The following is a 23,283-nucleotide window of genomic DNA, read 5'->3' as shown; positions in this document are numbered from 1 at the left end:
AAGCCGGAAAGCGTTAGGCGCGCCACATGAGCGACGAGACATCCTATAGCTACGCCAAAGCAGGCGTTTCGATTGCGGCCGGAAACGCGCTGGTCAAAGCCATCGGCCCGCTGGTCAAGGCCACCGCCCGCCCCGGCGCCGATGCCGAACTGGGCGGCTTCGGCGGCTTCTTCGATCCGAAAGCGGCCGGGTATACCGATCCGCTGCTGGTGGCCGCGAACGACGGCGTGGGCACCAAGGTCAAACTGGCGATCGACCATGACCGGCACGACGCGATCGGCATCGATCTGGTCGCCATGTGCGTCAACGATCTGATCGTGCAAGGCGCCGAACCGCTGTTCTTCCTCGACTATTTCGCCACCGGCAAGCTCGACAACGGCGTGGCCGAACGGGTCATCGCCGGGATCGCGGAAGGCTGCCGGATCGCGGGCTGCGCGCTGATCGGCGGCGAAACCGCCGAAATGCCGGGCATGTACGCAGCGGGCGATTACGATCTCGCCGGATTCTGCGTCGGCGCGGTGGAACGCGGCCAGCAGTTGACCGGCGACAAGGTCGCGCCCGGCCATGTCCTGCTCGGCCTCGCCAGTTCGGGCGTCCATTCCAACGGCTATTCGCTGGTCCGCCGCCTTGCCGCGGACAAGGGCTGGAAGCTCGACCGCCCGGCTCTGTTCGACCAGGACGTGCTGCTGATCGACGCGTTGATCGAACCGACGCGCATCTATGTGAAAAGCCTGCTGCCCGTGATCCGCAGCGGCAGGATCGACGCGCTCGCCCATATCACCGGCGGCGGCCTGCTCGAAAACGTGCCCCGCGTGCTGCCCGAAGGCGCCCATGCGGTGATCGACGTGGACCGCTGGGACCAGCCCCGGCTGATGGCGTTCCTGCAGGCACAGGGCCATATCGAGCCGGAGGAAATGGCCCGCACGTTCAACTGCGGCATCGGCATGGTGCTGGCGGTGCGCCCCGAACAGGTTGCGGAGGTTACCGCCGAATTGGTGAATTCGGGCGAAACCGTGTACCGTATCGGTGAAATCATTGCCGGTACGCGGGGCTGCACCGTGCGCGGCAACGCCGGGACGTGGAGCGCCAAGAGCGATTGGAGCGCGACGCACGAGGGGTAACCCTCGCCGCGCTCGCGTTGCAGCACCTCTCGCCCGGCATGCCTGCTACAGGAGATTGAAACGGCCATGACCCCCGCCAAAGTCGCCGTCCTGATTTCCGGCAGCGGCACCAATATGGCCGCACTGCTCTATGCCAGCCGCCAGCCCGGCGCGCCTTACGAGATCGTGCTGGTGGCCAGCAACGATCCGGCGGCGGGCGGGCTCAGGCTGGCCGAAGCCGAAGGCGTGCCCACCTTCGCCCTTTCGCACAAGGGCATGGACCGCGCCGCGCACGATGCGGCGATGGACGCGGCGATCCGCGCCAGCGGGGCGGAATATGTCGCGCTGGCGGGCTACATGCGCATTCTCACCCCCGGCTTCGTCGCCGGATGGGCGGATCGGATGGTCAATATCCACCCGTCGCTGCTGCCCAAGTACACCGGCCTGCATACGCATGACCGCGCGCTGGAAGCGGGCGACAGCCACGGCGGCTGCACCGTGCATCTCGTCACGGTCGATCTCGACGAAGGGCCGATCCTCGGCCAGACGCCGGTCGCGATTCTGCCGGGCGACACCGCCGACACTCTCGCCGCGCGCGTGCTGATCGCCGAACACCAGCTCTATTCCCGCTGCCTTGCCGCGCTGGTGTCCCGCGCGCGCGATCCGCAGTGGCTGACCGAACAGGTCCGCACCCGCGCCATGGCCCTGCCCGAAGCGGACGAAGTGCTTTCGCACGGGATGGCCTGCTTCGGCATCGCGGGCGGCAAGAAATTCGCCTACGTTTCCGCCAACCACCATGGCGACGGCAAAGTGGCGCTGCTGGTCAAGATCAGCGGCGTGGACGAACAGGCGATGCTGATCGATCAGGACCCGGACCGCTACTACCGCCCCGCCTATTTCGGCGACGGCTGGATCGCGATCCGCCTCGATTGCGGCGATACCGATTGGGACGCGATCGCCGACTGGCTCGCCCGCAGCTGGCGCGCCGTCGCCCCCAGGAAACTCACCACCCTGATGGACGCCGCGGACGCGTTCTGAGACCCGTCAGGCGGGATCGAGTGCGTAATCGGAACGATCTGCCCCGCCCCTTCCGCCCGACCTGAGCCCGCCAAACCTTTCTACCCCACTCAGGCTGAGCCTGTCGAACTCTCCAACCCCCGTTCGACCTGAGCTTGTCGAAGGTCGCGCGCCAACATCAGCTTATAGGGCGACCGTATCGCGCGGCCTTCGACAAGCTCAGGCTGAGCGGGTGATGGTGGGAAGGAGTGGAGGGGTGGCACCCCTCCCTCCCCAAGAAACCGCTGTCCTACAGGCAGCTCCGTGCATAGTAGATGCGATTCGCCTTTTGTTCTGTTGAGGAGCAGCGAATCATGTCGGATCTTTCGAACACGCCCATGGTCCCCGGTGTCTCGCCCCGCGGATGGACGCCCGCCGCCCGGACCCGGTTTCTCGAACACCTTGCGCTGAAAGGCCATGTCCGCGCCGCCTGCGCCCATGTCGGGCTCTCGGCCGAAGCGGCCTATCGCCTGCGGCGGCGCGATCCGCTGTTCGCGCGCGGATGGGCGGCGGCGCTGGTGCTGGCGCACGATCATGGCGAACAGGTGCTGGCCGCCCGCGCCATCGATGGGGTGGAAGAACCGGTCTATTATCGCGGCGAACAGGTGGGCACGCGGCGCAGGTACGACACCCGACTGCTGCTGGCGCATCTCGCCCGGCTCGACCGGATGGCAGAGAACCGCGCGGCGCAGCGCGATGCCGGGCGGTTCGACGATCTGCTGGCCGTGCTGGCCGGGGCGCCGTGCCCCGAGGGGCTGGCGGGCGAGGATGCTCTGCCGTTGCCGCGCGAGCAGGCGATTGCGCGGGCGGTGGCAGAGGCCGAGCAGCGGCTGTTCCACGGCGATGAGGATGAGGACGAGGCGTGGGACGGCAGCGCACCCGAGGATGACGCGGACGGAGCAGATGCCGATGAGAGCGCCGTGCCGCTCTGGCAGCGGGAGGACGCGGCCTATTTCGCCGTGCGCGAGACGGCGGGGGCGGACGCCGCGGCGCAGTGGGATGCCTGGTGTGCCGAAGCCTATGCCCTGGTGGATGGATTGGCCACGCCCGAAGAAGCGGCGGTCAAGGCCATGGGTCACTCCGCCTTGCTTGCTCTTCGTCATCCCCGCGCAGGCGGGGATCCAGAGGCGACGGCAGAACTGGATTCCCGCCTGCGCGGGAATGACGAAAGAGGCGAGGGGAATGGCGCAGAAGGGGCTATCGGGGATAGCGAAGGGAGCACCGCAACCGTGCCTTCAGGCGTCCCCGCATTCACCCCCTGTACCGTGTCAACCGTGTCAACTTCGGCCTTGGCCCGGATCATCGCCGGGCCCACGCGCGGCTTTGCCGTGGCCGATCATCCTGCCTTCCATGCCCGGGAACGGCGCTAGGGACTGGGCGCCCCGCACCGCTCGCACGCCCTATGCGTGTTTTGGCGCTGGCAATTTCGCCGCGATCAGGGTGAATTGCGGGGATGGACAGGGATATCGGTTACGTCTCGACACTGTTTCTCCTCCTGCTGGAGGGGATCGTGCTGCTGCGGGTGATGCTGCGGCCGCAGCGTGAGCCTGCCTCGCGGATCGCCTGGGCGATTGCGGTCATCGTCATTCCGATTGGCGGCATCGTCGCCTATCTGCTGCTGGGCGAACCGCGGATCAGCGCCTCCCGCCGGGCGCGTTTTGCCGATATCGAACAGCACCTGCCCCACCCTGAGGAAAGCCGGGCGTTGACCGCCGCGCTCGACGCCGGGCCTTATGCCGCGCCGTTCGCGCTGGCCCGTTCGGTCAACGGATTGCCGCCGACCGAGGGCAACCGCCCCCATCTCAGCGCCGACAGCATGAGCGCGATCCGCGAAATGGCCGCCGATATCGATGCCGCGCAGTCCACGGTGCACCTCGGCTTCTACATCTGGCTGGCCGATGGCAACGGGGTGCGGATCAAGGACGCGCTGATCCGCGCGGCCCGGCGCGGGGTCGTGGTGCGGGTGCTGGCCGATGCGCTGGGATCGCGCGGGTTCATCCGTTCGCGCCACTGGCAGGAACTGCGCGATGCCGGTGTCGATGCCCGTGTCGCCCTGCCTGTGGGCGGGCTGATCTGGACGCTCATTCGCGGGCGGGTGGACCTGCGCAACCACCGCAAGCAGTTGATCGTCGACAACCGCATCGCCTGGTGCGGCAGCCAGAATCTGGCCGATCCCGAATTCCGGGTGAAACCACGCTTCGCCCCGTGGGTCGACCTCATGACCCGCTGGGAAGGCCCGGTCGCCCGCCATTGGCAATTCATTTTCGCGTCCGACTGGCATGCCGAAAACGGCGACGATATCTCCGCCCTGCTGCAAGAGGACGGCGACGAAGCCTCTGCCTCGCCCGCCCCCGTCTCAGCAGGCGTTGCGGCACAGGTCATCGGCACCGGGCCCAATCTGGCCTATCCGGCGATGACCGCCTGCTTCGTCGCGCTGATCCATGCGGCGCGGCGCGAACTGGTCATCACCACGCCCTATTTCGTGCCCAACGAACAGTTGATCTTCGCTCTGCTCGCCGCCGGGCGGCGCGGGGTGGACACGGTGATGATCCTGCCCCGGCACAACGACAGCCGCTTCGTCAGCGGGGCCAGCCGCAGCTATTATGCCGATCTGATCGCCGCCGGGGTGCGGATCTACGAATACCGGCCGGGCCTGCTCCATGCCAAGACGATGGTGGTGGACAAGGCCGTGGGGCTGGTCGGTTCGGCCAATCTCGACCGGCGCAGTTTCGAACTGAATTTCGAAAACAACATCCTGTTCCACGATCCCGCTCTCGCCGCGCAGGTCCGCGCGCGGCAGGACAGCTATATCGCGCAAAGCACGCCGATCACCGCCACGGACATCAACAACGTCACGATCCCGCTGCGCCTGTGGCGCAATCTGCTGGCCATGATGAGCCCGCTGCTCTGACCGCCAGCGCATACGAAAAGGGCCGCCGGATCGCCCGGCGGCCCCTGTCTTGCGAAGAATGCCTCGCGAACGGGAAAGCCCCGATCAGCCGACGATTTCTTCCGGCTTGAAGAAGAACGCGATTTCGATCGCGGCGTTCTCGTCGCTGTCCGAACCGTGGACCGAATTGGCTTCGATCGATTCCGCCAGCGCCTTGCGGATCGTGCCTTCGGCGGCGTCGGCCGGATTGGTCGCGCCCATCACGTCGCGGTTGCGCTTCACCGCGTCTTCGCCTTCGAGCACCTGCACCACCACCGGGCCGCTGGTCATAAAGCTGACCAGATCGGCGAAGAACGGGCGTTCCTTGTGCACGCCGTAGAAGCCTTCGGCCTGTTCCTGCGTCATCCGGATGCGCTTGGAGGCGACGACGCGCAGGCCCGCTTCTTCCAGCATCTTGGTGACGGCGCCGGTCAGATTGCGGCGGGTGGCGTCGGGCTTGATAATCGAAAAGGTGCGGGTCACCGCCATCGTGCGTTCCTTAAAAGCTTGGGCAAAACTGCGGACCGCCTGCGGCGCCCCGAAAAAGTGCGCGGCACCTAGCCCGGAATGGCCCGTATCGCAAGGCAGGAGGGCAAGCGGCGGAGCGCAGGCCATCAGCACTGAAGGCGGGCGGCTCCAGAGTGTCTTTTGTTTGCCGTGATTTCCGAGCCAGCAGGTGATTCCACCTGCTTCGAAATCACTCTAGGGGCCTTCGCGCCATCTGCCGCCGTCCTGCTTCCAGAACCGCCGTTCCACATCGCCCTGCCCGCCCAGCATCCGCCAGCAGGCCCGCGCCCCGTCCAGTTCCGCCTCGCCGAACAGTAGGAACGCGCGGGCGAAATGCATCGCTTCCTCGCGCCATTGCCCGTCGGCCAGAGCGATGAACCGCGCGCCGTTGCCCGCTTCCGGTGCGGCGGACAGCAGGATCGGCTGGCGCGCTTCGTGCGCTTCCCCCGCCCGGCCATGCGCGAGGAACGCCTCGGGCAGCCGTTCCCACAGCGCTTCACCGATGCGGCCAAGCGCGGCATCGTCAGCCGAGACGACCAACAGCCGTTCCCCCGCGGCGCGCGTCGCCCGCGCAATCAGCGGGACGACGAACTCCACCGGATCGCGGCTCAATTGATAGAAGTCGACGCGCATCCCCCGCCCTGTCTTTCAGCCGCCCCTCAGCCTTCGCAGGTGTCGCGGACGAAACGGTCGAGCAGGCGCACGCCGAACCCGGTCGCCCCGCGTTCCCATGTCGCCCCCGGCTTGTCGGTCCACACCGTGCCGGCGATATCGAGATGCGCCCACGGCGTGTCGTTCTCGATAAAGCGATGGAGGAACTGCGCGGCGGTGATCGAGCCGCCGAAGCGCGGCCCGACATTCTTCATGTCGGCGATCGGGCTGTCGATCATCTTGTCGTACACCGGGCCGATCGGGAAACGCCACAGCTTGTCGCCCGTCGCCTTGCCCGCCGCGTCCAGCTGCCCGGCGAGATCGTCGTCGTTGCTGAACATGCCCGCGTATTCGTGGCCGAGCGAAATGATGATCGCCCCCGTCAGCGTGGCGAGATCGACGATCCTGGCCGGGCTGTATGTCCGCTGCGTCCAGGTCAGCGCGTCACACAGCACCAGCCGCCCTTCGGCATCGGTGTTGATGACTTCCACCGTCTTGCCCGCCATGGTGGTGACGACATCGCCGGGGCGCTGTGCATTGCCATCGGGCATATTCTCCACCAGCCCGCAGACCCCCACGACATTGGCCCTGGCCTTGCGCAGCGCCAGCGCCAGCATGGTCCCGGCCACGGCGGCGGCCCCGCCCATGTCCCATTTCATGTCTTCCATGCCCGCGGCGGGCTTGATCGAAATGCCGCCGGTGTCGAACGTCACCCCCTTGCCGACGAAAGCCAGCGGCTTCTGATCGGGCGCGCCGCCGTTCCAGCGGATCGCCAGCAGCCGGGGCGGACGGGCGGAACCCTGCGCCACGCCGAGCAGCGCGCCCATCCCGAGTTCGCGCATCGCCGCTTCGTCCAGCACGGTGATTTCCACGCCGGTCCCCGCGAAGCGTTCGCGGCAGGCGGCAACGAAGCTTTCCGGATAGATGACATTGGCCGGTTCGGTCACCAGCCGCTTGGTGAATTCGACCCCTTCCGCGATGCTCGCTTCCACTTCCCACAGCGCCGCCGTGCCTTCGGGCGCGCCGGAAACCACGGCGCTATCCAGCGTCGCCTTCTGATCGTCGGGCAGAGTGGTGCGATAGGCATCATGACGCCAGCCGCGCAGGCGCAGCCCCAGCAGCACCGCCGCCGACTGTTCGGGCGTGGCCACCGCGCCGGACAGATCGAGTTGCAGCGCCATCTCGCCCGAAGCCCGGTACTTCGCCGCCAGCGCGGCCCCGGCCCGTTCCAGCGCGCCCAGCCGGTCGGCGTCGGCGGGATCGCCTGCCCCGGCCAGCGCCAGCCGCACGACCGCGCCATCGCGTTCGACAAACGCTTCGAACACCTGCCCCGCCTTGCCCGTGAACCGCGCCGCCGCCGCACCCGCGCGCACCACCGGTTCGAGATCGGCGGGCAGCTTGTCCTTGTCGACAAGGCACGCCTGCAGACGGATGGCGGTGTCGGGCTGGCTGGCGAACTGGATCTTCATGGATGCTCCGGCGATGAATGGGGCGATCCGGGCTGGGCCGTCGTCCCAATGATGATACTCCCGTTGCAGTTAAGGGCGGGCAATGCGATAGGCAAGCCATGCACCCCGATGCCGCGCCCTTGTTGCAAGCCCCTGCCCGCCGCTTGCGTCATTCCCGTTCGGTTACAATTCCCGCATTTCTGCTGGCGCTGGCCGCGCCCTGGCCCGCTTTCGCGCAAGACGAAGCACCGGCGCACGATCCGCGGGCCGTCCGCGATGTCGCGTTCGAAGCCAATCAGGTGGCGTATGATTCGGAGTCCGATATCGTCACCGCCAGCGGCGATGTGATCCTGCGCAGCGAAGGGCAGACGCTCAACGCCCAGAACGTGAGCTGGAACCGCAAGAGCGGGCAGATCACCGCCCACGGCAATATCCTGCTAACCGACACCGACGGCAACAAGCTCTACACCGACAGCATGGAGCTGACGGACGAGTTGAAAGCCGGCGCCATGCAGAACATGCTGCTGGCCTTTTCCGAAGGCGGGCGGCTGGCCGCGCGGCAGGGAGAACGCGACGATCAGGGCAAAGTCACGCTGAGAGACGCGGCCTACAGCGGCTGCGCCGTCACCACGCCCGAAGGCTGCGACCGCAAGCCGAGCTGGCGCGTCGTCGCCGACCGGGTGATCTACGATCAGAGCCAGAACCGCATTCGCTTCTACGGCGCCAAGCTCGAAGTGCTCGGCCTCGCGCTGATCCCGATGCCGGGGCTGGTGATCAATGCGGACGGCAGCGCCCGTTCCGGCCTGATGATTCCGGGAATCACGATTTCCGGCAACAACGGGATCGAACTTTCGGCCACTTACTACGCCCGTCTGGCGGCCAATCACGATCTGGAACTGACCGCCTACGTCTTCACCGAAGCGCCGCCGATGGCCCGCGTGCGCTATCGCGGGCTGTTCGACAAAGGCGCGGTGCAGGCCACCGGCTACATCACCCGCAGCGAGCGCATCCCCCTGTCGGGCACCGGCGAAGTGACCGACTGGCGCGGCTATCTGGAAACCAACGGCCGTTTCCAGTTCGACCCGAACTGGAGCCTGACCTATTCCGGCCGCATCGCCAGCGACCGCACTTTCCTGCGCCGCTACGATATCAGCCGCGACGATCGCCTGCGATCGACGGTCGATCTCGAACGGGTGGGCGACAACACCTATTTCTCGCTCTCCGGCTGGGCCACGCAGACGCTGGCCTCCAACGGCGATCAGGGGCTGGTGCCTCTCGCTCTGCCGATTCTCGAATATCGCCGCCGGCTGGCCGATCCGCTGCTGGGCGGCCGGGTGGAATTCCAGGTCAACAGCCTCGCCATCAGCCGCAGTTCCGGGCAGGATACGCAGCGCGCGTTCGCGCTGGCCCGGTGGGATCGCAGCCTGATCACGCGGATGGGCCAGGTCATCAGCTTCACCGCGCTGGCCCGGGGCGATCTCTATCATTCCAGCGGCAACGATCTGACCAGCACCGCGATCTATCGCGGGCAACCGGGCTGGCGCACGCGCGGCGTCGCGTTGGGGGCGATTGATGTCAAATGGCCGTTTATCGGCGCGGCTTTCGGCGGGACGCAGGTCTTCACCCCGCGTGTGCAGATTGTCGCCTCGCCCAGGATCAACAATCTCGATGTGCCCAACGAAGACGCCCGGGCCATCGATCTGGAAGACAGCAACCTGTTCGCGCTCAACCGCTTCCCCGGATACGACCGGGTGGAGGACAGCACGCGGATCACCTATGGGTTCGACTGGCAACTGGACAGGCCCGGCTGGCGGATCAAGACCACGTTCGGCCAGTCCTACAGCTTTTCCGAAAACAACGACATCCTGCCCAACGGCACGGGGCTGAGCGGGCATTTCTCCGATTTCGTCGGCCGCACCGAAATCCGCTTCCGCGATCTCGTCAGCCTGACGCACCGCTTCCGGCTGGACAAGAACAGCTTCGCCGTGCGCCGCAACGAAATCGCGGCGACGGTCGGCACGCGCAAGACATATGCCGAAGCCGCCTATCTGCGCCTCAACCGCAACATCGACGAAGTGGAAGATCTCCAAGATCGCGAGGAACTGCGTTTTTCGGGCCGCGTCGCATTCGCCAACTACTGGTCGATCTTCGGTTCAGGCGTCATCAACCTGACCGACCGGACGGAAGACCCGCTTGCCCTTTCCGACGGGTTCGAACCGCTGCGCACCCGGCTCGGCTTCGCTTATCAGGACGATTGCCTCGAATTCGGCGCCACCTGGCGCCACGATTACGCCACCAGCGGCGATGCGAAGGCCGACAACCGGTTCCAGATTTTCTTCGCTCTGCGCAATATTGGCTTCCGCTGATCGCAATCGCGGGGCCTGTCGCGCAGACGGCGTTGGCACGACCCTGCAAAAACGCTATCGGCGGGGCTCAGCTTCGGTTAAGCCGCCCGGCGGCATTGGCCCCACGGTTTGGTCCATGATCGGGCCCGATGATTTGGGATGGCGTCATCCGGCGCCGGTAACAGGATTGCACGAGTGGTAATGACGACCCTGCATAAGACTCCTTCCCGGCGCGTTGCCTTCTGCACCGCGTTCGCTTTCCTCCTCTCGGGCGTTTCCCCGCTCAGCGCGCAGGACGCGGACAATGCGGCCACGGCCGCCGATGCGGCTGCGCCCGCCAGCGGGCTCAACATTCCGCAGAATGTGCAGATTTTCGGGAAGAACGATCCCAACAACCGCCGCGCCGCCGTGCGTGTCAACGGTGAAATCATCACCGGCACCGATATCGATCAGCGGCTTGCCCTGATCCTTTCGGCCAACAACCAGACAATCGGCGCGGAAGAAAAGGAACGCCTGCGGTTGCAGGTCCTGCGCAATCTGATCGACGAAACCTTGCAGATCCAGGAAGCCAAAGCGCTCAAGATCGAAGTCGACCAGGCGGAAATCGACCAGACCTATGCGCGGGTCGCGGCGCAGAACTTCGGCCAGAACACACAGGCGATGGACGCCTATCTGGTCAAGATCGGTTCCTCGCCCGCCTCGCTCAAGCGGCAGATTCAGGGCGAACTCGCCTGGCAGCGCCTGCTGCGCCGCAACGTGCAGCCCTTCGTCAACGTCTCGGAAGAGGAAGTGAAGGAACTGCTGCAACGGATGCAGGCCCAGCGCGGCACCAGCGAATACCGCATCGGTGAAATCTATCTCTCGGCCAATGCGCAGAACCGCGCCGCCGTGCTGGAAAACGCCAAGAAAATCGTCCAGCAGCTCGGCCAAGGCGCCAGTTTCGTGGCCTATGCGCGCCAGTTTTCCGAAGCGTCGACCGCGGCGGTGGGCGGCGATCTCGGCTGGGTCCGGCTGGCGCAACTGCCCGCGGAACTCTCGACTGTCGCACGGGACATGGAACGCGGCCAGCTCGTCGGGCCGATCGACGTGCCCGGCGGTTTCTCGATCCTCTACCTGATCGACAAGCGCCAGGTGCTGATGGCCGATGCGCGCGATGCGCTGCTCAGCCTCAAGCAGATTTCGCTGCCGCTCGCGCCGGGCACCACCGATGCGCAGGCCCAGCAGAAAGCCGCCGCTTTCGCCCAGAACGTCAAGCAGATGAAGGGCTGCGGCGATGTCGACGCAGCGGCCCAGGCGATGGGCGCGCATGTCGTGGCCAACGACAATATCCGCATCCGCGATCTGCCCGCACCGCTCCAGCAGGTGATGATGTCGCTGCAGATCGGGCAGACGACCCCGCCTTTCGGCTCGGCCAAGGAAGGCGTCAGCGTCCTGATGCTGTGCGGCCGCGATGAAGCGCAGGTCAACGATGGCCCCAGCTTCGACACGCTGATGTCGCAGATGGAAGATGAACGCGTCAACAAGCGCGCGCAGCGATACCTGCGCGACCTGCGCCGCGACGCCGTGATCGAATACGATTGATTCGATGATGCATCCGGCGCTCGCGGTTTCGCTCGGCGATCCCGCCGGCGTGGGGCCAGAACTGATCTGTGCCGCCTGGGTCCGGCGCGAAACCGATGCACTGCGCCCGTTCTTCGCGGTGGGTGGGGCGAACCTGCTGGCCGCCGCAGCGCGCCAGCGGGGGCTCGCCCTCAGCGTGCAACCGATCACCGACCCTGCGGAAGCCGCCGCCGTCTTCCCTCATGCCCTGCCCGTGCTCGGCCAGGATGAAGCGCCCTATCGCCCCGGCGCGCCCGATACCATCGGCGCGCATCTGGCGCTCAGTTCGCTTACTCTGGGCACGCGGCTGGCGGTCAAGGGGCAAGCGGCAGGCATCGTCACCGGGCCGATCGCCAAGGCGCGGCTGGCCGATATCGGCTTCCGCCATCCTGGGCAGACCGAATTCGTCGCCGAAGCCTGCGGCATCGCCCCGCAGGACGCGGTTATGATGTTGGCGGGCCCGCAACTGCGCACTGTGCCGGTCACCGTCCATTGTTCCCTGGCCAGCGTGCCCGGTCTGATATCGCAAGAGCTGATCTGCAACCGCGCGCGCATCACCGCCGCCGGGCTGCGCCGCGATTTCGGCATCGCCAGCCCGCGCCTGGCCATCTGCGCGCTCAATCCCCACGCAGGCGAAGAAGGCCGCATGGGGGACGAGGAACAGCGGATCATCGCCCCGGCCATCGCCGCTCTGCAAGCGGAAGGGATCGACGCCACGGGCCCCCATCCGGCGGATTCGCTGTTCGCCCCCCACGCCCGCGACAGTTTCGATGTGGCGCTGTGCATGTATCACGATCAGGCGCTGATCCCGCTCAAGGCGCTCGATTTCGACAATGGGGTGAATATGACGCTGGGCCTGCCGGTCGTGCGCACTTCGCCCGATCACGGCACCGCGTTCGGGATTGCGGGGACCGGGCAGGCCGATCCTGGCGCGATGATCGCGGCAATCCGCATGGCCGGCGCGGCGGCTGCGCGGCGGCGGCTGCATCCGGCGGATTGAACGCGCCCTTCCCCTGCGCGGGCGATGCTGGCACAGCGACAACGATATGGACCGCATAACGCCCACCCTCCCCCCCATCCGTGAAGTGATCGCCCGCCATGGGCTTTCCGCGTCCAAGGCGCTGGGGCAGAATTTCCTCCTCGACGAACAGTTGCTCGATCGGATCGCCGCCATTCCCGGTCCGTTACAGGGCAAGCCGGTGCTGGAAGTCGGCCCCGGCCCCGGCGGGTTGACCCGCGCGCTGCTGCGTGCCGGGGCACGGGTGACAGCCATCGAGATGGACCCACGCTGCCTGCCCGCGCTGGCCGAACTGGACGAGGCATTCCCCGGCCAGTTGCGCGTGATCCAGGGTGATGCGCTGGCCATCGATCCGGCCACTCTGTTCGAAGAACCCTATGTCGTGGTGGCCAACCTGCCGTACAATGTCGGCACGGCGCTGTTCACCGGCTGGCTTTCCGGGCAGGAATGGCCACCGCGCTGGGCCAGCCTGACGCTGATGTTCCAACTGGAAGTGGCGCAGCGGATCACGGCGGCGGCGGGCGATTCCGCCTATGGCCGTCTGGCGGTGCTGGCGCAGTGGCGCTCTGCCGCGAAACTGGCGATGAAAGTGCACCGCAGCGCTTTCACGCCGCCGCCCAAAGTGATGAGCGCGATTGTCCACGTAACTCCCGCCGAAATGCCCGGCGGCGTTTCGGCCCGGATGCTGGAGCGCGTGACCGAGGCCGCTTTCGGCCAGCGGCGCAAGATGCTGCGGCAAAGCCTCAAGGCGCTGCCCGGCGCGGTGGATGCGTTGGATGCGCTGGGGATCGATCCCGTCCGCCGCGCCGAAACGCTGTCAGTCGCCGAATTCGTGGCTATCGCCCGCGTGCTCTCCAACGGCTGACAGCAGCCGGGCCGGTCAGGGCGCGGACACTTCAGGCGCAGGCCGGGCGACGTTCAGCACCGCCAGAGCCAGCGCCGATGCCCCGGTGCTGATCGTCGGTTCGGGATCGGGCGCGAATTCGGGCGAATGGTTCGTCGGCAGGTTGCCCGCCTTGATCCCCGCTTCGAAACGCGATTTCTCGTATCCGCCAATGAAGAAATAGACCGACGGGATGCCCGCCAGCACGAATTCGGAATAGTCCTCGCTGCCCGGCATCGGCTGGGGCATCGGCTGTACGTTGAGCCCGAACGCCGCTTTGAACACGTCCACCGTGCGCGCGGTGAGCGTGGCATCGTTCACCACCGTCTTGCCGCCCGGCCGGATCGTGAGCGAAGGTTCGCGCGCGCCGGCCATCATCGCCACCGCCTTGGCCGTGCGGGTAATGCCGTCGAGAATCCTGGTCCGCACCTGATCGTTCTGAGTGCGGATCGTGCCGCGCAGCAGCGCTTCATCGGGGATCACATTGCCCGCTTCCCCCGCCTGGATCGCGCCGATGGTGACCACCCCGAACGCATCGGCATCCTTTTCCCGGCTGATCACGCTTTGCACGTCCACCGTGAAGCGCGCGGCCATCAGCACCGGATCGATCGTCGCCGAAGGGGTCGAACCATGCCCGCCCCGGCCATGGAATGTCAGATCGAGACTGTCGGAATTCGTGCTGGTGACACCGTTGCGGTAAAGGATCATGCCGGTCGGCGCCGGGGTCACGTGCAGCGCGAAGCCATAATCGGGCTTGCCGAAACGGGCGATGAAACCATCATCCAGCATCGCCCGCGCGCCCGAGACGTTCTCTTCCGCAGGCTGGCCGACGAAGACCAGCGTCCCCTGCCATTTGTCCTTCATCGCTGCGAGCGTGCGCGCGGCGCCAATCCACGCCGCCATGTGAACATCGTGCCCGCACGAATGCGCGACGGGCGTTTCGTTGCCCATATAGTCCGCGATCACCTTGCTCGCATAAGGAAGGCCGGTGCGCTCCTCCATCGGCAGGGCATCCATATCGGCCCGCACGAGGATCATCGGCCCTTCCCCGTTCTTCAACACGGCCACGACGCCGGTCTTGCCGACCCCTTCGGTCACAGTGAAACCGGCAGCGCGCATCAGTTTGGCCAGCTTCGCCGCGGTCGCTTTCTCCTGGAAAGCGAGTTCGGGATGGGCGTGCAAATCCTTATAGAGCGTGACGAGGCTGTTCGACTGCTTGAGGAGAACGCCATCGATCTGGGTTTTCAAATCCTTGACCTGCGCAGCGGGTAATGCCTGCGGCAGCTTCAGGGGCTGGGCGACAGTGGGAGCAGCGGGCTGCGCTTGCGGCATCTGCATCTGGGCATATGCGGTTAACGGCAAGCCCATCCCCAGCAAGGCAAGAGTCCATTTCAAACGCATCGTTCACCCCCTTTTTGCTGTCATATGCCGCGTTACTATCAGCGGACACGGCCAGGCGCCATTGCCGACTTACAGCCAATCCACGCCCGGGGGCGGGGCTTGGCCCTCTGCCGAAGGCCGCGCACGGCCGTGGTAACCGCCAGCACCGGAAACTGTCGGGGCATCTTACACTGCGGCTGGCAGCACCATCGCGCAACGGCTGCAACGCATGATTGGCACGAAGATTGCTTCGCAGCATACCTGACCGAAGGGAAAACATGTTTCGCAAGATCCGCAGGCTGTTTGTGATTAAGACGCGCTGGGAAGCGTTCTTGATTATCTATGCACTCGCGCTCGGTGCCTGCGAACGGGGCAAGGTCTATCTCGACACCTTCCCCGGCTGGGGCGGAAAGCTGCTGTTCCTGGCCTGCACCGGCGCAGTGTTCCTGGCCGGGGCGAAGATCCTCGATTGCCTGCGCTACGAACAGGCCGAAAAGGCGGCCAAGGCAGCGCGCGCTACGGCCGATGATCCGGCGGGAAATCCGGCAAACAACTGACAACAATAGCTGACGAGGGGATAAGGTGGGGGTTTCTGTTGCTAGGCACCCCCGGGCCCCCGGTTTCCGATTCTGTTACCCGGTTCGGTCCGAACCGTGCTCTTGGCTTTGTAAAGTCAGGCCGTTAGGCCCTAGAATTACGCAGCGAGAGCAAGTGCTTCGTTATCGTTGGCACTTGTGAGTTTTGAGCCTTTAACGGGTTACTCAGCCCGGGCGAAAACAACGTCTTTCAACACACGTCGATCCTGGTTCGGCCCCTTCATATCCCCCATGATCTGGAGGAGGTGGTGGAGCCGCCGGGTACTGCCCCCGGGTCCGCTGTGCCTATTGCACGCCGCAATTTATCGCCATAGCCGGCCGAAACCGGCAAAGCGGATATAGGGTTGCCGGTGCCAAAAGAAAAGGGGCAGCCCGCAGGCCGCCCCTCCCTTGCTATCGATTTCGCGAAAAATCAGGGTTTCTTCAAAGCGTCGCGGATTTCCGTCAGCAGTTCCACCTCGGTCGGCGCGGCGGGTTCGTCCTTGCGGTTGATGAGCTTGTTGGCCGTACGCACCAGCATGAAAATGATGAACGCGAGGATCAGGAAATTGATCGCCGTGCTCAGGAACGCGCCATAACCGATCATCGCGGCGCCCGCTTTCTGCAGTTCGGCGAAATCGGTCAGCGAACCGGTGTAGCCTTCGGGCGTGCTCAACAGGACGAAATAGTTCGAAAAATCGAGCCCGCCGAAAATCGCGCCGATAATCGGCATGATGATATCGTCGGTCAACGATTTGACGATCGCGCCGAACGCACCGCCGATAATCACCGCCACGGCGAGATCGAGGACGTTCCCTCTGGCAATGAACGCCTTGAATTCCTTGAGCATATCGAATCCCTCTTCCTGCCTTGGGCCGGAACCGGGCCCCGCACCAAGATGCAACCGTGGAATCCTGCCACTAAAGCCGAAACCCCACAAGATGCCAGCACCTCGCCGGTGGCCGGTCTTGCACAGCGCCGTGCGCACGCTATTTTCCATGCGTGCACCAGCCGGTGCCGCCTAGTCCTGGAGGGTCTCCGCCAATGCCGCAGTTGCGCAATATTCTCGTCGCCTTTGTCGCGCTCGCCCTTTCGGCGTGCGGCGTCAACACTATCCCGACCGCGGAAGAAAACGCCAAGGCGCGCTGGGCCGACGTGGAGGCCGCGTTCCAGGAACGCGCCAATCTCGTCCCCAATCTCGCCGCCGTGGCCAAAGGCGCGGCCGAGCAGGAAAAGGCCATTCTGACTGGTGTGGTGGAAGCCCGCGCCAAAGCCACCAGCATCCAGCTTTCCGCCGACGATCTGACCGATCCGGCCAAGATGGCGCAGTTTTCCGCCGCGCAGGAACAGCTTTCGCAGTCGCTGGCCGGATTTGGCCGCCTGCTGGCCAATTTCGAACGGTATCCCGAACTGAAAAGCATCGCCAACTACCAGATGCTGCAAAGCCAGCTTGAAGGGCAGGAAAACCGCATCCGGATCACGATCCGCGACTACAATCAGGCGGTGCAGCAATACAACACCACGATCCGCACATTCCCGAACATCATCGGGGCGAAGCTGATCTACGGCGCCAAGCCGATGGCCACCTACAAGGCGGCCACGCCGGGTGCGGATGTCGCCCCCAGCCTTGAAGGCAAGATCTGATCGGACACCATGCCATGATCGCGCCGTTCCGGCGTCTATGGTTCGCGCTGCTGCTGGCCTTCCTCGTCACGGGGCCAGCAACGGCGCAGACTTTCCCGGCGTTGACCGGGCGGGTCGTCGATGACGCCGGGATCCTCCCGCCCGAAGTGGAGGCGCAGCTCACCACGAAGCTGGAAGCGTTGGAAAAGCAATCGCAGCGCCAGCTTGTCGTAGTGACGCTGTCCAGCCTCCAGGGTTACGAGATTTCCGACTATGGCTATCAGCTTGGCCGCCAATGGGGGATCGGCAGCAAGGAACGCAACGATGGAGCGATGCTGATCGTCGCCCCCAACGAACGCAAAGTGCGGATCGAAGTCGGCTACGGGCTGGAACCTATCCTGACCGATGGCATGTCGTTCCTCATCATCAACAACGCCATTCTGCCGCGCTTCAAGGCGGGGGATCTGCCGGGCGGCATCGTCGCGGGCACGGATGCGATCGTGCAGCAGATCACTTTGCCCGAAGACGAAGCCCGCGCCCTGGCCGCCAAGGCGGACCAGCAGCAGCAGGAAGCGGAAGAGGGCGGCTTTCCGGTCGGCATGCTGATCTGGATCGCCATTATCTTCCTGTTCTTCATCCTTCCCGCCATACGCGGGGTGCGCGGCGGCCGCGCCTATCGTGGCGGGGCGCCGGTGATCCTGTTCCCCGGCGGCGGGTTCGGCGGTGGCCGCAGCGGCGGTTTTGGCGGTGGCGGCTTCGGTGGGGGCGGATTTTCAGGCGGCGGCGGCAGCTTCGGCGGCGGCGGCGCAAGCGGGAGTTGGTGAATATGGCAGGCCCACCCCCCAACTGGCTCGATGCCACAGACCGCCAACGGGTGAGCGATGCGGTCGCGGCCGCGGAAGCCGAAAGCGCCGGTGAAATCGTCACCATTCTGGCCGAACGGTCGGACAGCTACAACGATGTCGCGCTGGCCTGGGCGGCGATTGTCGCGGTTACCGCGCTGATCGTGATTTCGCTCTGGCCCGACTTCTACCTCGCGAAGCTGGCCTGGATCAGCGGCCACTGGAATGCCGAATGGACTCTGGCCCACGCTTTCGCCATCGCCGCTTTCGTCGCCGCACTCAAATTCGCGGGCACATGGCTGCTGCTGCTGTGGACGCCGTTGAAATTCCTGCTTGTCCCCCGGTGGATCAAGGCCGCGCGCGTCCATGCCCGTGCCGTCACCGCATTCCGGATCGGCGCGGAACGTCGCACGCAGGGGCGCACCGGCATTCTCATCTATCTTTCCATGCGCGAACATCGGGCCGAAATCGTTGCCGATGAAGCCATTGCCAGCCGCGTCGATCCCGAAGTCTGGGGCCATGCCATGGCGGCGATGCTGGCGCATCTGCGCGAAGGCCGCGTGGCCGAGGGGATGTGCGCCGCTGTCGAACAGGTGGGTGCGGTGCTGGCCGTGCATCTGCCCCGCGCGGCTGACGATGCGAACGAACTGCCGGACCGGCTGATCGAATTATGACCGACTCCGATGCCGACACCCCCGAACGCGTGGTCTGGCAAGGCCGCTTCATCACCGCCAAAACCAAGGGCCGGTGGGAATTCGTCTCCCGCTCGCGCGGTATCCGCGCGGCAGTAATCCTCGCGGTGGAGCATGGCCACGTCATCCTCGTCGAACAGTATCGCGTGCCGCTGGGCCGCCCCTGCATCGAACTGCCCGCCGGGCTGGTCGGCGATGATGACAGCGCGCCGGGCGAAGATGCCCTGGCCGCCGCCGGGCGCGAATTGGAGGAAGAAACCGGCTACCGCGCCGCCATGCTGGAAGATTGCGGCGAGTTCTACTCCTCCCCCGGCATGGTCAGCGAAAGCTTCCAACTGGTCCGTGCGCGGGGGCTGGTGAAAGTCGGGCCAGGCGGCGGCGTGGAAGGCGAAAACATCGTCACCCACCGGGTCGCGCTGGATGCCCTGCCCGCTTTCCTCGCCACGCAGCGGCAGGCGGGCAAGGCCATCGATGTGCGCCTGCTCCTGCTGCTGGGGCCGCATCTGTTAGATTAGCAGCGGTTTCTCACCCCTCGTCAGGCGCGCCGCCAACCGTGTGCACCACTTCGAACCCTTCGAAGCGCGGATGGCCGAGATAGAGCGGCTTGTTGTCGCCGGCGTTGCGATGCGCCTTGCGAAACGCCTCGGACTGCGTCCACGCTTCGAAATCCGCCCGTGAACGCCAGATCGTGTGCGAAGCGAACAGCGTGTGATCGTCCATCTCCGGCCCGCGCAGAAGATGGAATTCGATAAACCCCGGAACATCGTTCAGGAACGTCTCGCGCGTGGTCCAGACCTGCTCGAAAGCATCTTCCTGCCCGTGCAGCACCTGAAAGCGGTTCATGGCAATGTACATGATCGTTCCTTTGTCTCTTTCAGCTATCCTGCGCGGCGTGACGCCGCAGGATCAAAGCATCACGCTCTTCAGATTCATGAATTCATGCAGGCCTACCGCGCTCAATTCACGCCCATGCCCGGAACGCTTGATCCCGCCGAACGGGACATGCGGATCGGACACAACCATCCGGTTGATGGCCGTCATCCCTGCCTCGATCTCATGAATGAAGCGCGTCTCCTCCGCCGGATCGTTGGTCCAGACACTGGAGCCGAGGCCGAAAGGCACATCGTTGGCCAGCGCAATGGCCTCATCAAGGCCATGCACTTTGAACACCATCGCCACCGGCCCGAAGAACTCTTCCCGCGTCACCTCAGCATCGCGCGGCAGATCGGTCAGGATCGCGGGCATCAGCCACGCCCCGGCACGGTCGGGCACTTCCCCGCCCATGATCCGGCGCGCGCCGCCATGTTCGGCCCGGGCAATCTGCCGCACCATATCGTCACGCGCCTTGATGCTGGACAGCGGCCCCATCTGCGTCGCCTCGTCCAGCGGGTCGCCCACGCGATAACCGCGCATTTCCGCCATGAAGCATTCCATGAACACGCCGTAGACCTCGGCATCGACAATCATCCGCTTCGCGCAGATGCACGATTGCCCGGCATTCTGCAGCCGCGCCTGCACCGCCACCTGCGCCGCCTTTTCCACATCGGCGCTGGGCATGACAATGAACGGGTCCGAGCCGCCCAGTTCGAGCACGACTTTCTTGAGATGGCGCCCGGCCGCTTCCGCCACTTTGGCCCCCGCCCCTTCGCTGCCGGTGAGCGTGGCGGCAACGACCCGGGGATCGGCCAGAATGTTCTCCACCCGGCTCGACGGGATATGCAGATTGCGGAACAGCCCGCGCGGCGCCCCAGCGGCCAGAACCACATCCTCCAGCAGAGCCGCGCATTCAGGCGTCAAACTGGCATGTTTCAGCAGGCCGACATTGCCCGCCATGATCGCGGGCGCGATGAAGCGCACCGCCTGCCAATAAGGGAAATTCCACGGCATCACCGCCAGCACCGGCCCCTGCGGCAACCAGTGCCCCACGGCCCGCCCATGCGGCATGGCATATTCCAGCGGCGCCAGTTGCGCGGGGCCATGTTCGGCATAGTAGCGGAACGCCGTGGCGCATTTGGCCACCTCGGCACGCGCCTGCTCCAGCGGCTTGCCCATTTCGAACGTGGCGGCAGCGGCCAGTTCGTCGCGCCGCGTATCAAACTGGTCGGCAATGCTGCCCAGCAGCGCCGTGCGCTCGGCCAGACCGCTGGTTCGCCACAGGCGATAGGCCCGCTCCGCGTCGGCCAACGCGGCCTCTATTCCCTGCGCGTCAAGCTCCGGGAAGACTTTGCCGGTTTCGCCCGTGGCGGGATTGATCTGCGTTGGCATCGGTGATGTCTCCTCCAGCGGCACGGGGGAAGCGTGGCCATCCACCCTTCCCATCCATGCAACGTCAAAGGGCGAACATCAGTTTCTCGTGCAGGCGAATATTCTCCGCCGATTGCGGATCGAGCCGGGCGAACAGCTCAGCATTCCGCGCACTATAAGCTTTCAGCGAACGGTCATGCTCCTTGAATGCAGTTAACAGGGCGCGTGCCCCATCTTCGGCATCGAAGTCTTTGTAATAATATCCGTAATCCTTGAGAAACTCGGAATTGTGGATCAGCGGATAATTGCCGTAGAGCACTTCGTAATAGAGGTAATTGAGCCCGTTTTCCCAATGGTGAGTGACGATCACCTGCACATGCTTGGCAAGGAAGTCGTAAAGCATGAAGCGTTGCTCGACACTCATCACCCCATCGCGCGTGGCCGACAGCGCTTCCATGAAGCTGATGAAATGGGCGTTCTGCATGAACTGCAGCGAATTGGTGATATAGATCTTCTCGAACGCGGCCGGGCGCTTGCGATAGGCCGTTTCGCACACCAGCGCGGGCATGTGCACCGTCTTCATCACGGTGATGTTCGGATCGGTGACACCGACTTTCCATTTTTCGCCCGGCTTCTTCTTGCGATAACCGAACCCGCCGCGCGTGGTCTCGTCCTGCAGTTCGAGCATGCTCGAATCCCACACTTGCGGCACTTCGTGGACATCGACCCGATACATCGTCCGCGCCCAGCCGGCATAGCTGCGGATATGCTGCGGCGTCATCCACAAGGTATCGTAGAATTCGCGGTCGAAATAGAATTCGCCATACTTGTCGACTTCGGCATCGGCCATCGCTTCCATCGACAGGATCGCGCTGTTGCCGCCTTTGTAGAAGATGATCTTGCAGCCCCGATCACGCAGGTGCTTCACCTGTTCGGGGCCGGGCCGCGTGCCGACCACGATCAGATAGTCGAGATCGTCCTTGATCTGATCGAAGCGGACGATAGCCCCCGCATCCAGGCCCAGCGTCCCTTCGGGAAAAGTGTAATCGGGCGCCCCGACATTGAGCAGCCAGACATTGGCGCAGTTCTTCGACGCCTTGAACATGCGATAGAGAAAAATGTTGTTCTGCCGCAGCCCGTTGGTGAAAATGCCGCCGAAAGCCGCATCCATGAAATCCATCGAAATGGCGATGTTATAACGCTTTACCATCGCTTTACCCCATCACCTGCAACAACAGATCGCTGTAGCGGTCCTGATTGGCCGGGTTGTCGATACTGACATTCCACAAGGCTTCACGAATGGCATCGCGTTGGCGGACACGGATTTCAGGATGGCCTTGCAAAGCCTCCTGCAACACCTGGCCGCCGCCTTGCGGATCGAACTGTTCGTAATAGTAGCCCGCATCGCGCAAGCTCGGCGCATTGTGGATCAGCGGCCAGCCGAGATAGAGCACTTCATAATAGAGGTAGTTGCATTTGTTTTCCCACTGGTGGGTCACCACCGCGTGCACATAATTGCCCATTACCCGCGCCAGCGGATGCCGTTCCTCCAACGAAATGCGGCCGTCCTTGCCGATGTCGGTGGCGAGGATCATCTCGGTAACGTGGCGTGTGTCCTTCAGATGCATGGCGGAGAACAACAGCAGTTTTTCGATCCGGCTCTTGTCGGCGCGATAGGCTTCTTCCGCCACCAGCAGGGGGAAATGGAAAGTCTTGAGCGCGTTGATATTGGGATCGAAGCAGCCCAACGTGTATTTGCCGCTTTCCGGTGCCCGCCAGAAGATGTTCTTGCGCAGCAGCGCGGCGGTCTGGTTGAGAAAGACCGGGTCCCACAGCACGGGAATTTCGTGGACATTGGGCGACCCGACCGTCGCGCAATAGGATCGGCACATATGCCAGTGCTGCGGCAGCAGCCACGCGGCATCGAACTGATGCTTGACGAGGATTTCCCCCGCGCCCTTGCCATGAGCCAGCGTTTCGAAATTGAACGCCATGACATTGCCCGCGACGAAGCTGACGATCTTGCCGCCATGCGCGCGCAACCGCTCCACTTGCGGCGCGCCGAATGAGCGTGAGCCCAGTTCGATCACCACATCGCAATGCGCGGCGGCATATTCCACGCCCCACAGCGGCAGACCATAACCATCGGCCACCGCATGCGAGGGGGCATCGCAGACCAGCGCCACTTCGCCGACGATCGGCAGGCGCTGCAACAACAGCGCGAGATAGACGATATTCTGGCTGAGACCGTTGGCCCACAGCAAGGCCTGGGCATCCTGCGCGGACGCGATCGTAATCCCGACTTTGAGCTGTGTCTTGCCTTTAACCGCCATAGTCCTCCCCAGGGCATCGGGTGCATCACCCGATCACACGGCTGCGATACACAGGAAA

General features: G+C 64.8%; 22 protein-coding genes and 1 other RNA gene. 13 read left to right on the top strand and 10 right to left on the bottom strand.

The features are described from left to right. The first annotated feature begins 26 nt into the window (after positions 1 to 26). From purM to cls, 4 genes are all read left to right on the top strand, one after another. Positions 27 to 1,121 (top strand): phosphoribosylformylglycinamidine cyclo-ligase, encoded by a 1,095-nt coding sequence (gene purM, locus K5X80_RS06855; RefSeq protein WP_222560098.1) that lies wholly within the window; start codon positions 27 to 29, stop codon positions 1,119 to 1,121. 66 nt (positions 1,122 to 1,187) lie between these two features. Next, the gene (purN, locus tag K5X80_RS06850) at positions 1,188 to 2,138 is read left to right on the top strand and encodes a phosphoribosylglycinamide formyltransferase (RefSeq protein ID WP_222560097.1); all 951 of its coding nucleotides are present in this window, start codon (positions 1,188 to 1,190) and stop codon (positions 2,136 to 2,138) included. A 332-nt stretch (positions 2,139 to 2,470) separates the two neighbouring features. Next, on the top strand, positions 2,471 to 3,526 hold the full coding sequence (locus tag K5X80_RS06845) for a hypothetical protein (RefSeq protein WP_222560096.1): 1,056 nt from the start codon (positions 2,471 to 2,473) through the stop codon (positions 3,524 to 3,526). A gap of 83 nt (positions 3,527 to 3,609) precedes the next feature. Then, a complete protein-coding gene (gene cls / locus K5X80_RS06840) occupies positions 3,610 to 5,067 on the top strand; it encodes a cardiolipin synthase (protein ID WP_222560095.1) in 1,458 nt (485 codons plus the stop codon). Positions 5,068 to 5,151: 84 nt separating this feature from the next. On the opposite strand, the gene ndk is transcribed toward cls, so the two are convergent. From ndk to K5X80_RS06825, 3 genes are all read right to left on the bottom strand, one after another. Further along, positions 5,152 to 5,574, bottom strand: a complete 423-nt coding sequence (gene ndk / locus K5X80_RS06835) for a nucleoside-diphosphate kinase (RefSeq protein ID WP_222560094.1) — start codon at positions 5,572 to 5,574, stop codon at positions 5,152 to 5,154. A gap of 213 nt (positions 5,575 to 5,787) precedes the next feature. After that, positions 5,788 to 6,225 (bottom strand): DNA polymerase III subunit chi, encoded by a 438-nt coding sequence (locus K5X80_RS06830; protein ID WP_222560093.1) that lies wholly within the window; start codon positions 6,223 to 6,225, stop codon positions 5,788 to 5,790. Positions 6,226 to 6,251: 26 nt separating this feature from the next. Further along, complete coding sequence (locus K5X80_RS06825; RefSeq protein WP_222560092.1) at positions 6,252 to 7,712, bottom strand: leucyl aminopeptidase; 1,461 nt, start codon at positions 7,710 to 7,712, stop codon at positions 6,252 to 6,254. 98 nt (positions 7,713 to 7,810) lie between these two features. On the opposite strand from K5X80_RS06825, the gene K5X80_RS06820 reads away from it, so the two are divergent. The 4 genes from K5X80_RS06820 (at position 7,811) to rsmA (ending at position 13,518) form a co-directional block, all read left to right on the top strand. After that, entirely contained in the window at positions 7,811 to 10,057 is a 2,247-nt protein-coding gene (locus K5X80_RS06820; protein ID WP_222560091.1) for an LPS-assembly protein LptD, read from the top strand. Between the two features lie 180 nt (positions 10,058 to 10,237). Then, positions 10,238 to 11,617, top strand: coding sequence for a peptidylprolyl isomerase (locus K5X80_RS06815; RefSeq protein WP_222560090.1), 1,380 nt, complete (start codon positions 10,238 to 10,240; stop codon positions 11,615 to 11,617). Between the two features lie 7 nt (positions 11,618 to 11,624). Then, positions 11,625 to 12,635 (top strand): 4-hydroxythreonine-4-phosphate dehydrogenase PdxA, encoded by a 1,011-nt coding sequence (gene pdxA / locus K5X80_RS06810; protein WP_222560089.1) that lies wholly within the window; start codon positions 11,625 to 11,627, stop codon positions 12,633 to 12,635. A gap of 46 nt (positions 12,636 to 12,681) precedes the next feature. Then, positions 12,682 to 13,518 (top strand): 16S rRNA (adenine(1518)-N(6)/adenine(1519)-N(6))-dimethyltransferase RsmA, encoded by an 837-nt coding sequence (gene rsmA / locus K5X80_RS06805; protein WP_222560088.1) that lies wholly within the window; start codon positions 12,682 to 12,684, stop codon positions 13,516 to 13,518. Positions 13,519 to 13,533: 15 nt separating this feature from the next. On the opposite strand, the gene K5X80_RS06800 is transcribed toward rsmA, so the two are convergent. Next, positions 13,534 to 14,937, bottom strand: a complete 1,404-nt coding sequence (locus K5X80_RS06800; RefSeq protein WP_261390665.1) for an amidohydrolase — start codon at positions 14,935 to 14,937, stop codon at positions 13,534 to 13,536. Positions 14,938 to 15,194: 257 nt separating this feature from the next. Between K5X80_RS06800 and K5X80_RS06795 the strand changes: the two genes are divergently transcribed. Further along, complete coding sequence (locus K5X80_RS06795; protein ID WP_283249241.1) at positions 15,195 to 15,473, top strand: hypothetical protein; 279 nt, start codon at positions 15,195 to 15,197, stop codon at positions 15,471 to 15,473. A 61-nt stretch (positions 15,474 to 15,534) separates the two neighbouring features. On the opposite strand, the gene ssrA is transcribed toward K5X80_RS06795, so the two are convergent. Together ssrA and mscL are read right to left on the bottom strand one after the other, a co-directional pair. Next, positions 15,535 to 15,880: a transfer-messenger RNA gene (gene ssrA / locus K5X80_RS06790) on the bottom strand. Between the two features lie 44 nt (positions 15,881 to 15,924). After that, positions 15,925 to 16,341: a large conductance mechanosensitive channel protein MscL gene (gene mscL, locus K5X80_RS06785; protein ID WP_222560086.1), complete on the bottom strand. Its 417-nt coding sequence runs from the start codon at positions 16,339 to 16,341 to the stop codon at positions 15,925 to 15,927. Positions 16,342 to 16,535: 194 nt separating this feature from the next. On the opposite strand from mscL, the gene K5X80_RS06780 reads away from it, so the two are divergent. From K5X80_RS06780 to K5X80_RS06765, 4 genes are read left to right on the top strand one after another with little or no spacing between them, the layout of a single operon-like run. Continuing rightward, positions 16,536 to 17,135: a LemA family protein gene (locus K5X80_RS06780; protein WP_222560085.1), complete on the top strand. Its 600-nt coding sequence runs from the start codon at positions 16,536 to 16,538 to the stop codon at positions 17,133 to 17,135. A gap of 14 nt (positions 17,136 to 17,149) precedes the next feature. Beyond that, the gene (locus K5X80_RS06775; RefSeq protein WP_222560084.1) at positions 17,150 to 17,938 is read left to right on the top strand and encodes a TPM domain-containing protein; all 789 of its coding nucleotides are present in this window, start codon (positions 17,150 to 17,152) and stop codon (positions 17,936 to 17,938) included. 2 nt (positions 17,939 to 17,940) lie between these two features. Next, the gene (locus K5X80_RS06770; protein ID WP_222560083.1) at positions 17,941 to 18,630 is read left to right on the top strand and encodes a TPM domain-containing protein; all 690 of its coding nucleotides are present in this window, start codon (positions 17,941 to 17,943) and stop codon (positions 18,628 to 18,630) included. Further along, positions 18,627 to 19,163 (top strand): NUDIX hydrolase, encoded by a 537-nt coding sequence (locus K5X80_RS06765; protein ID WP_222560082.1) that lies wholly within the window; start codon positions 18,627 to 18,629, stop codon positions 19,161 to 19,163. The genes K5X80_RS06770 and K5X80_RS06765 overlap by 4 nt, the downstream gene beginning before the upstream one ends. Positions 19,164 to 19,173: 10 nt before the next feature. Here K5X80_RS06765 and hmuQ read toward each other — a convergent pair whose 3' ends face one another. The 4 genes from hmuQ to K5X80_RS06745 all read right to left on the bottom strand — a co-directional run bounded on the left by hmuQ (position 19,174) and on the right by K5X80_RS06745 (position 23,225). Next, entirely contained in the window at positions 19,174 to 19,503 is a 330-nt protein-coding gene (gene hmuQ, locus K5X80_RS06760; RefSeq protein ID WP_222560081.1) for a heme-degrading protein HmuQ, read from the bottom strand. Between the two features lie 51 nt (positions 19,504 to 19,554). Continuing rightward, positions 19,555 to 20,913: an NAD-dependent succinate-semialdehyde dehydrogenase gene (locus K5X80_RS06755; RefSeq protein WP_222560080.1), complete on the bottom strand. Its 1,359-nt coding sequence runs from the start codon at positions 20,911 to 20,913 to the stop codon at positions 19,555 to 19,557. Between the two features lie 64 nt (positions 20,914 to 20,977). Then, positions 20,978 to 22,102 carry a DUF2827 family protein gene (locus K5X80_RS06750; protein ID WP_222560079.1) on the bottom strand — a complete coding sequence of 375 codons (1,125 nt, stop codon included), beginning with the start codon at positions 22,100 to 22,102 and terminating at the stop codon, positions 20,978 to 20,980. A gap of 4 nt (positions 22,103 to 22,106) precedes the next feature. Beyond that, positions 22,107 to 23,225 carry a DUF2827 family protein gene (locus K5X80_RS06745; protein ID WP_222560078.1) on the bottom strand — a complete coding sequence of 373 codons (1,119 nt, stop codon included), beginning with the start codon at positions 23,223 to 23,225 and terminating at the stop codon, positions 22,107 to 22,109. Positions 23,226 to 23,283 lie beyond the last annotated feature (58 nt).

The organism is Caenibius sp. WL (genome assembly GCF_019803445.1).
Taxonomy (GTDB): domain Bacteria; phylum Pseudomonadota; class Alphaproteobacteria; order Sphingomonadales; family Sphingomonadaceae; genus Caenibius.
Note: the sequence above shows the minus strand (reverse complement) of the source record. Positions and strands in the feature narration are given on the sequence as shown.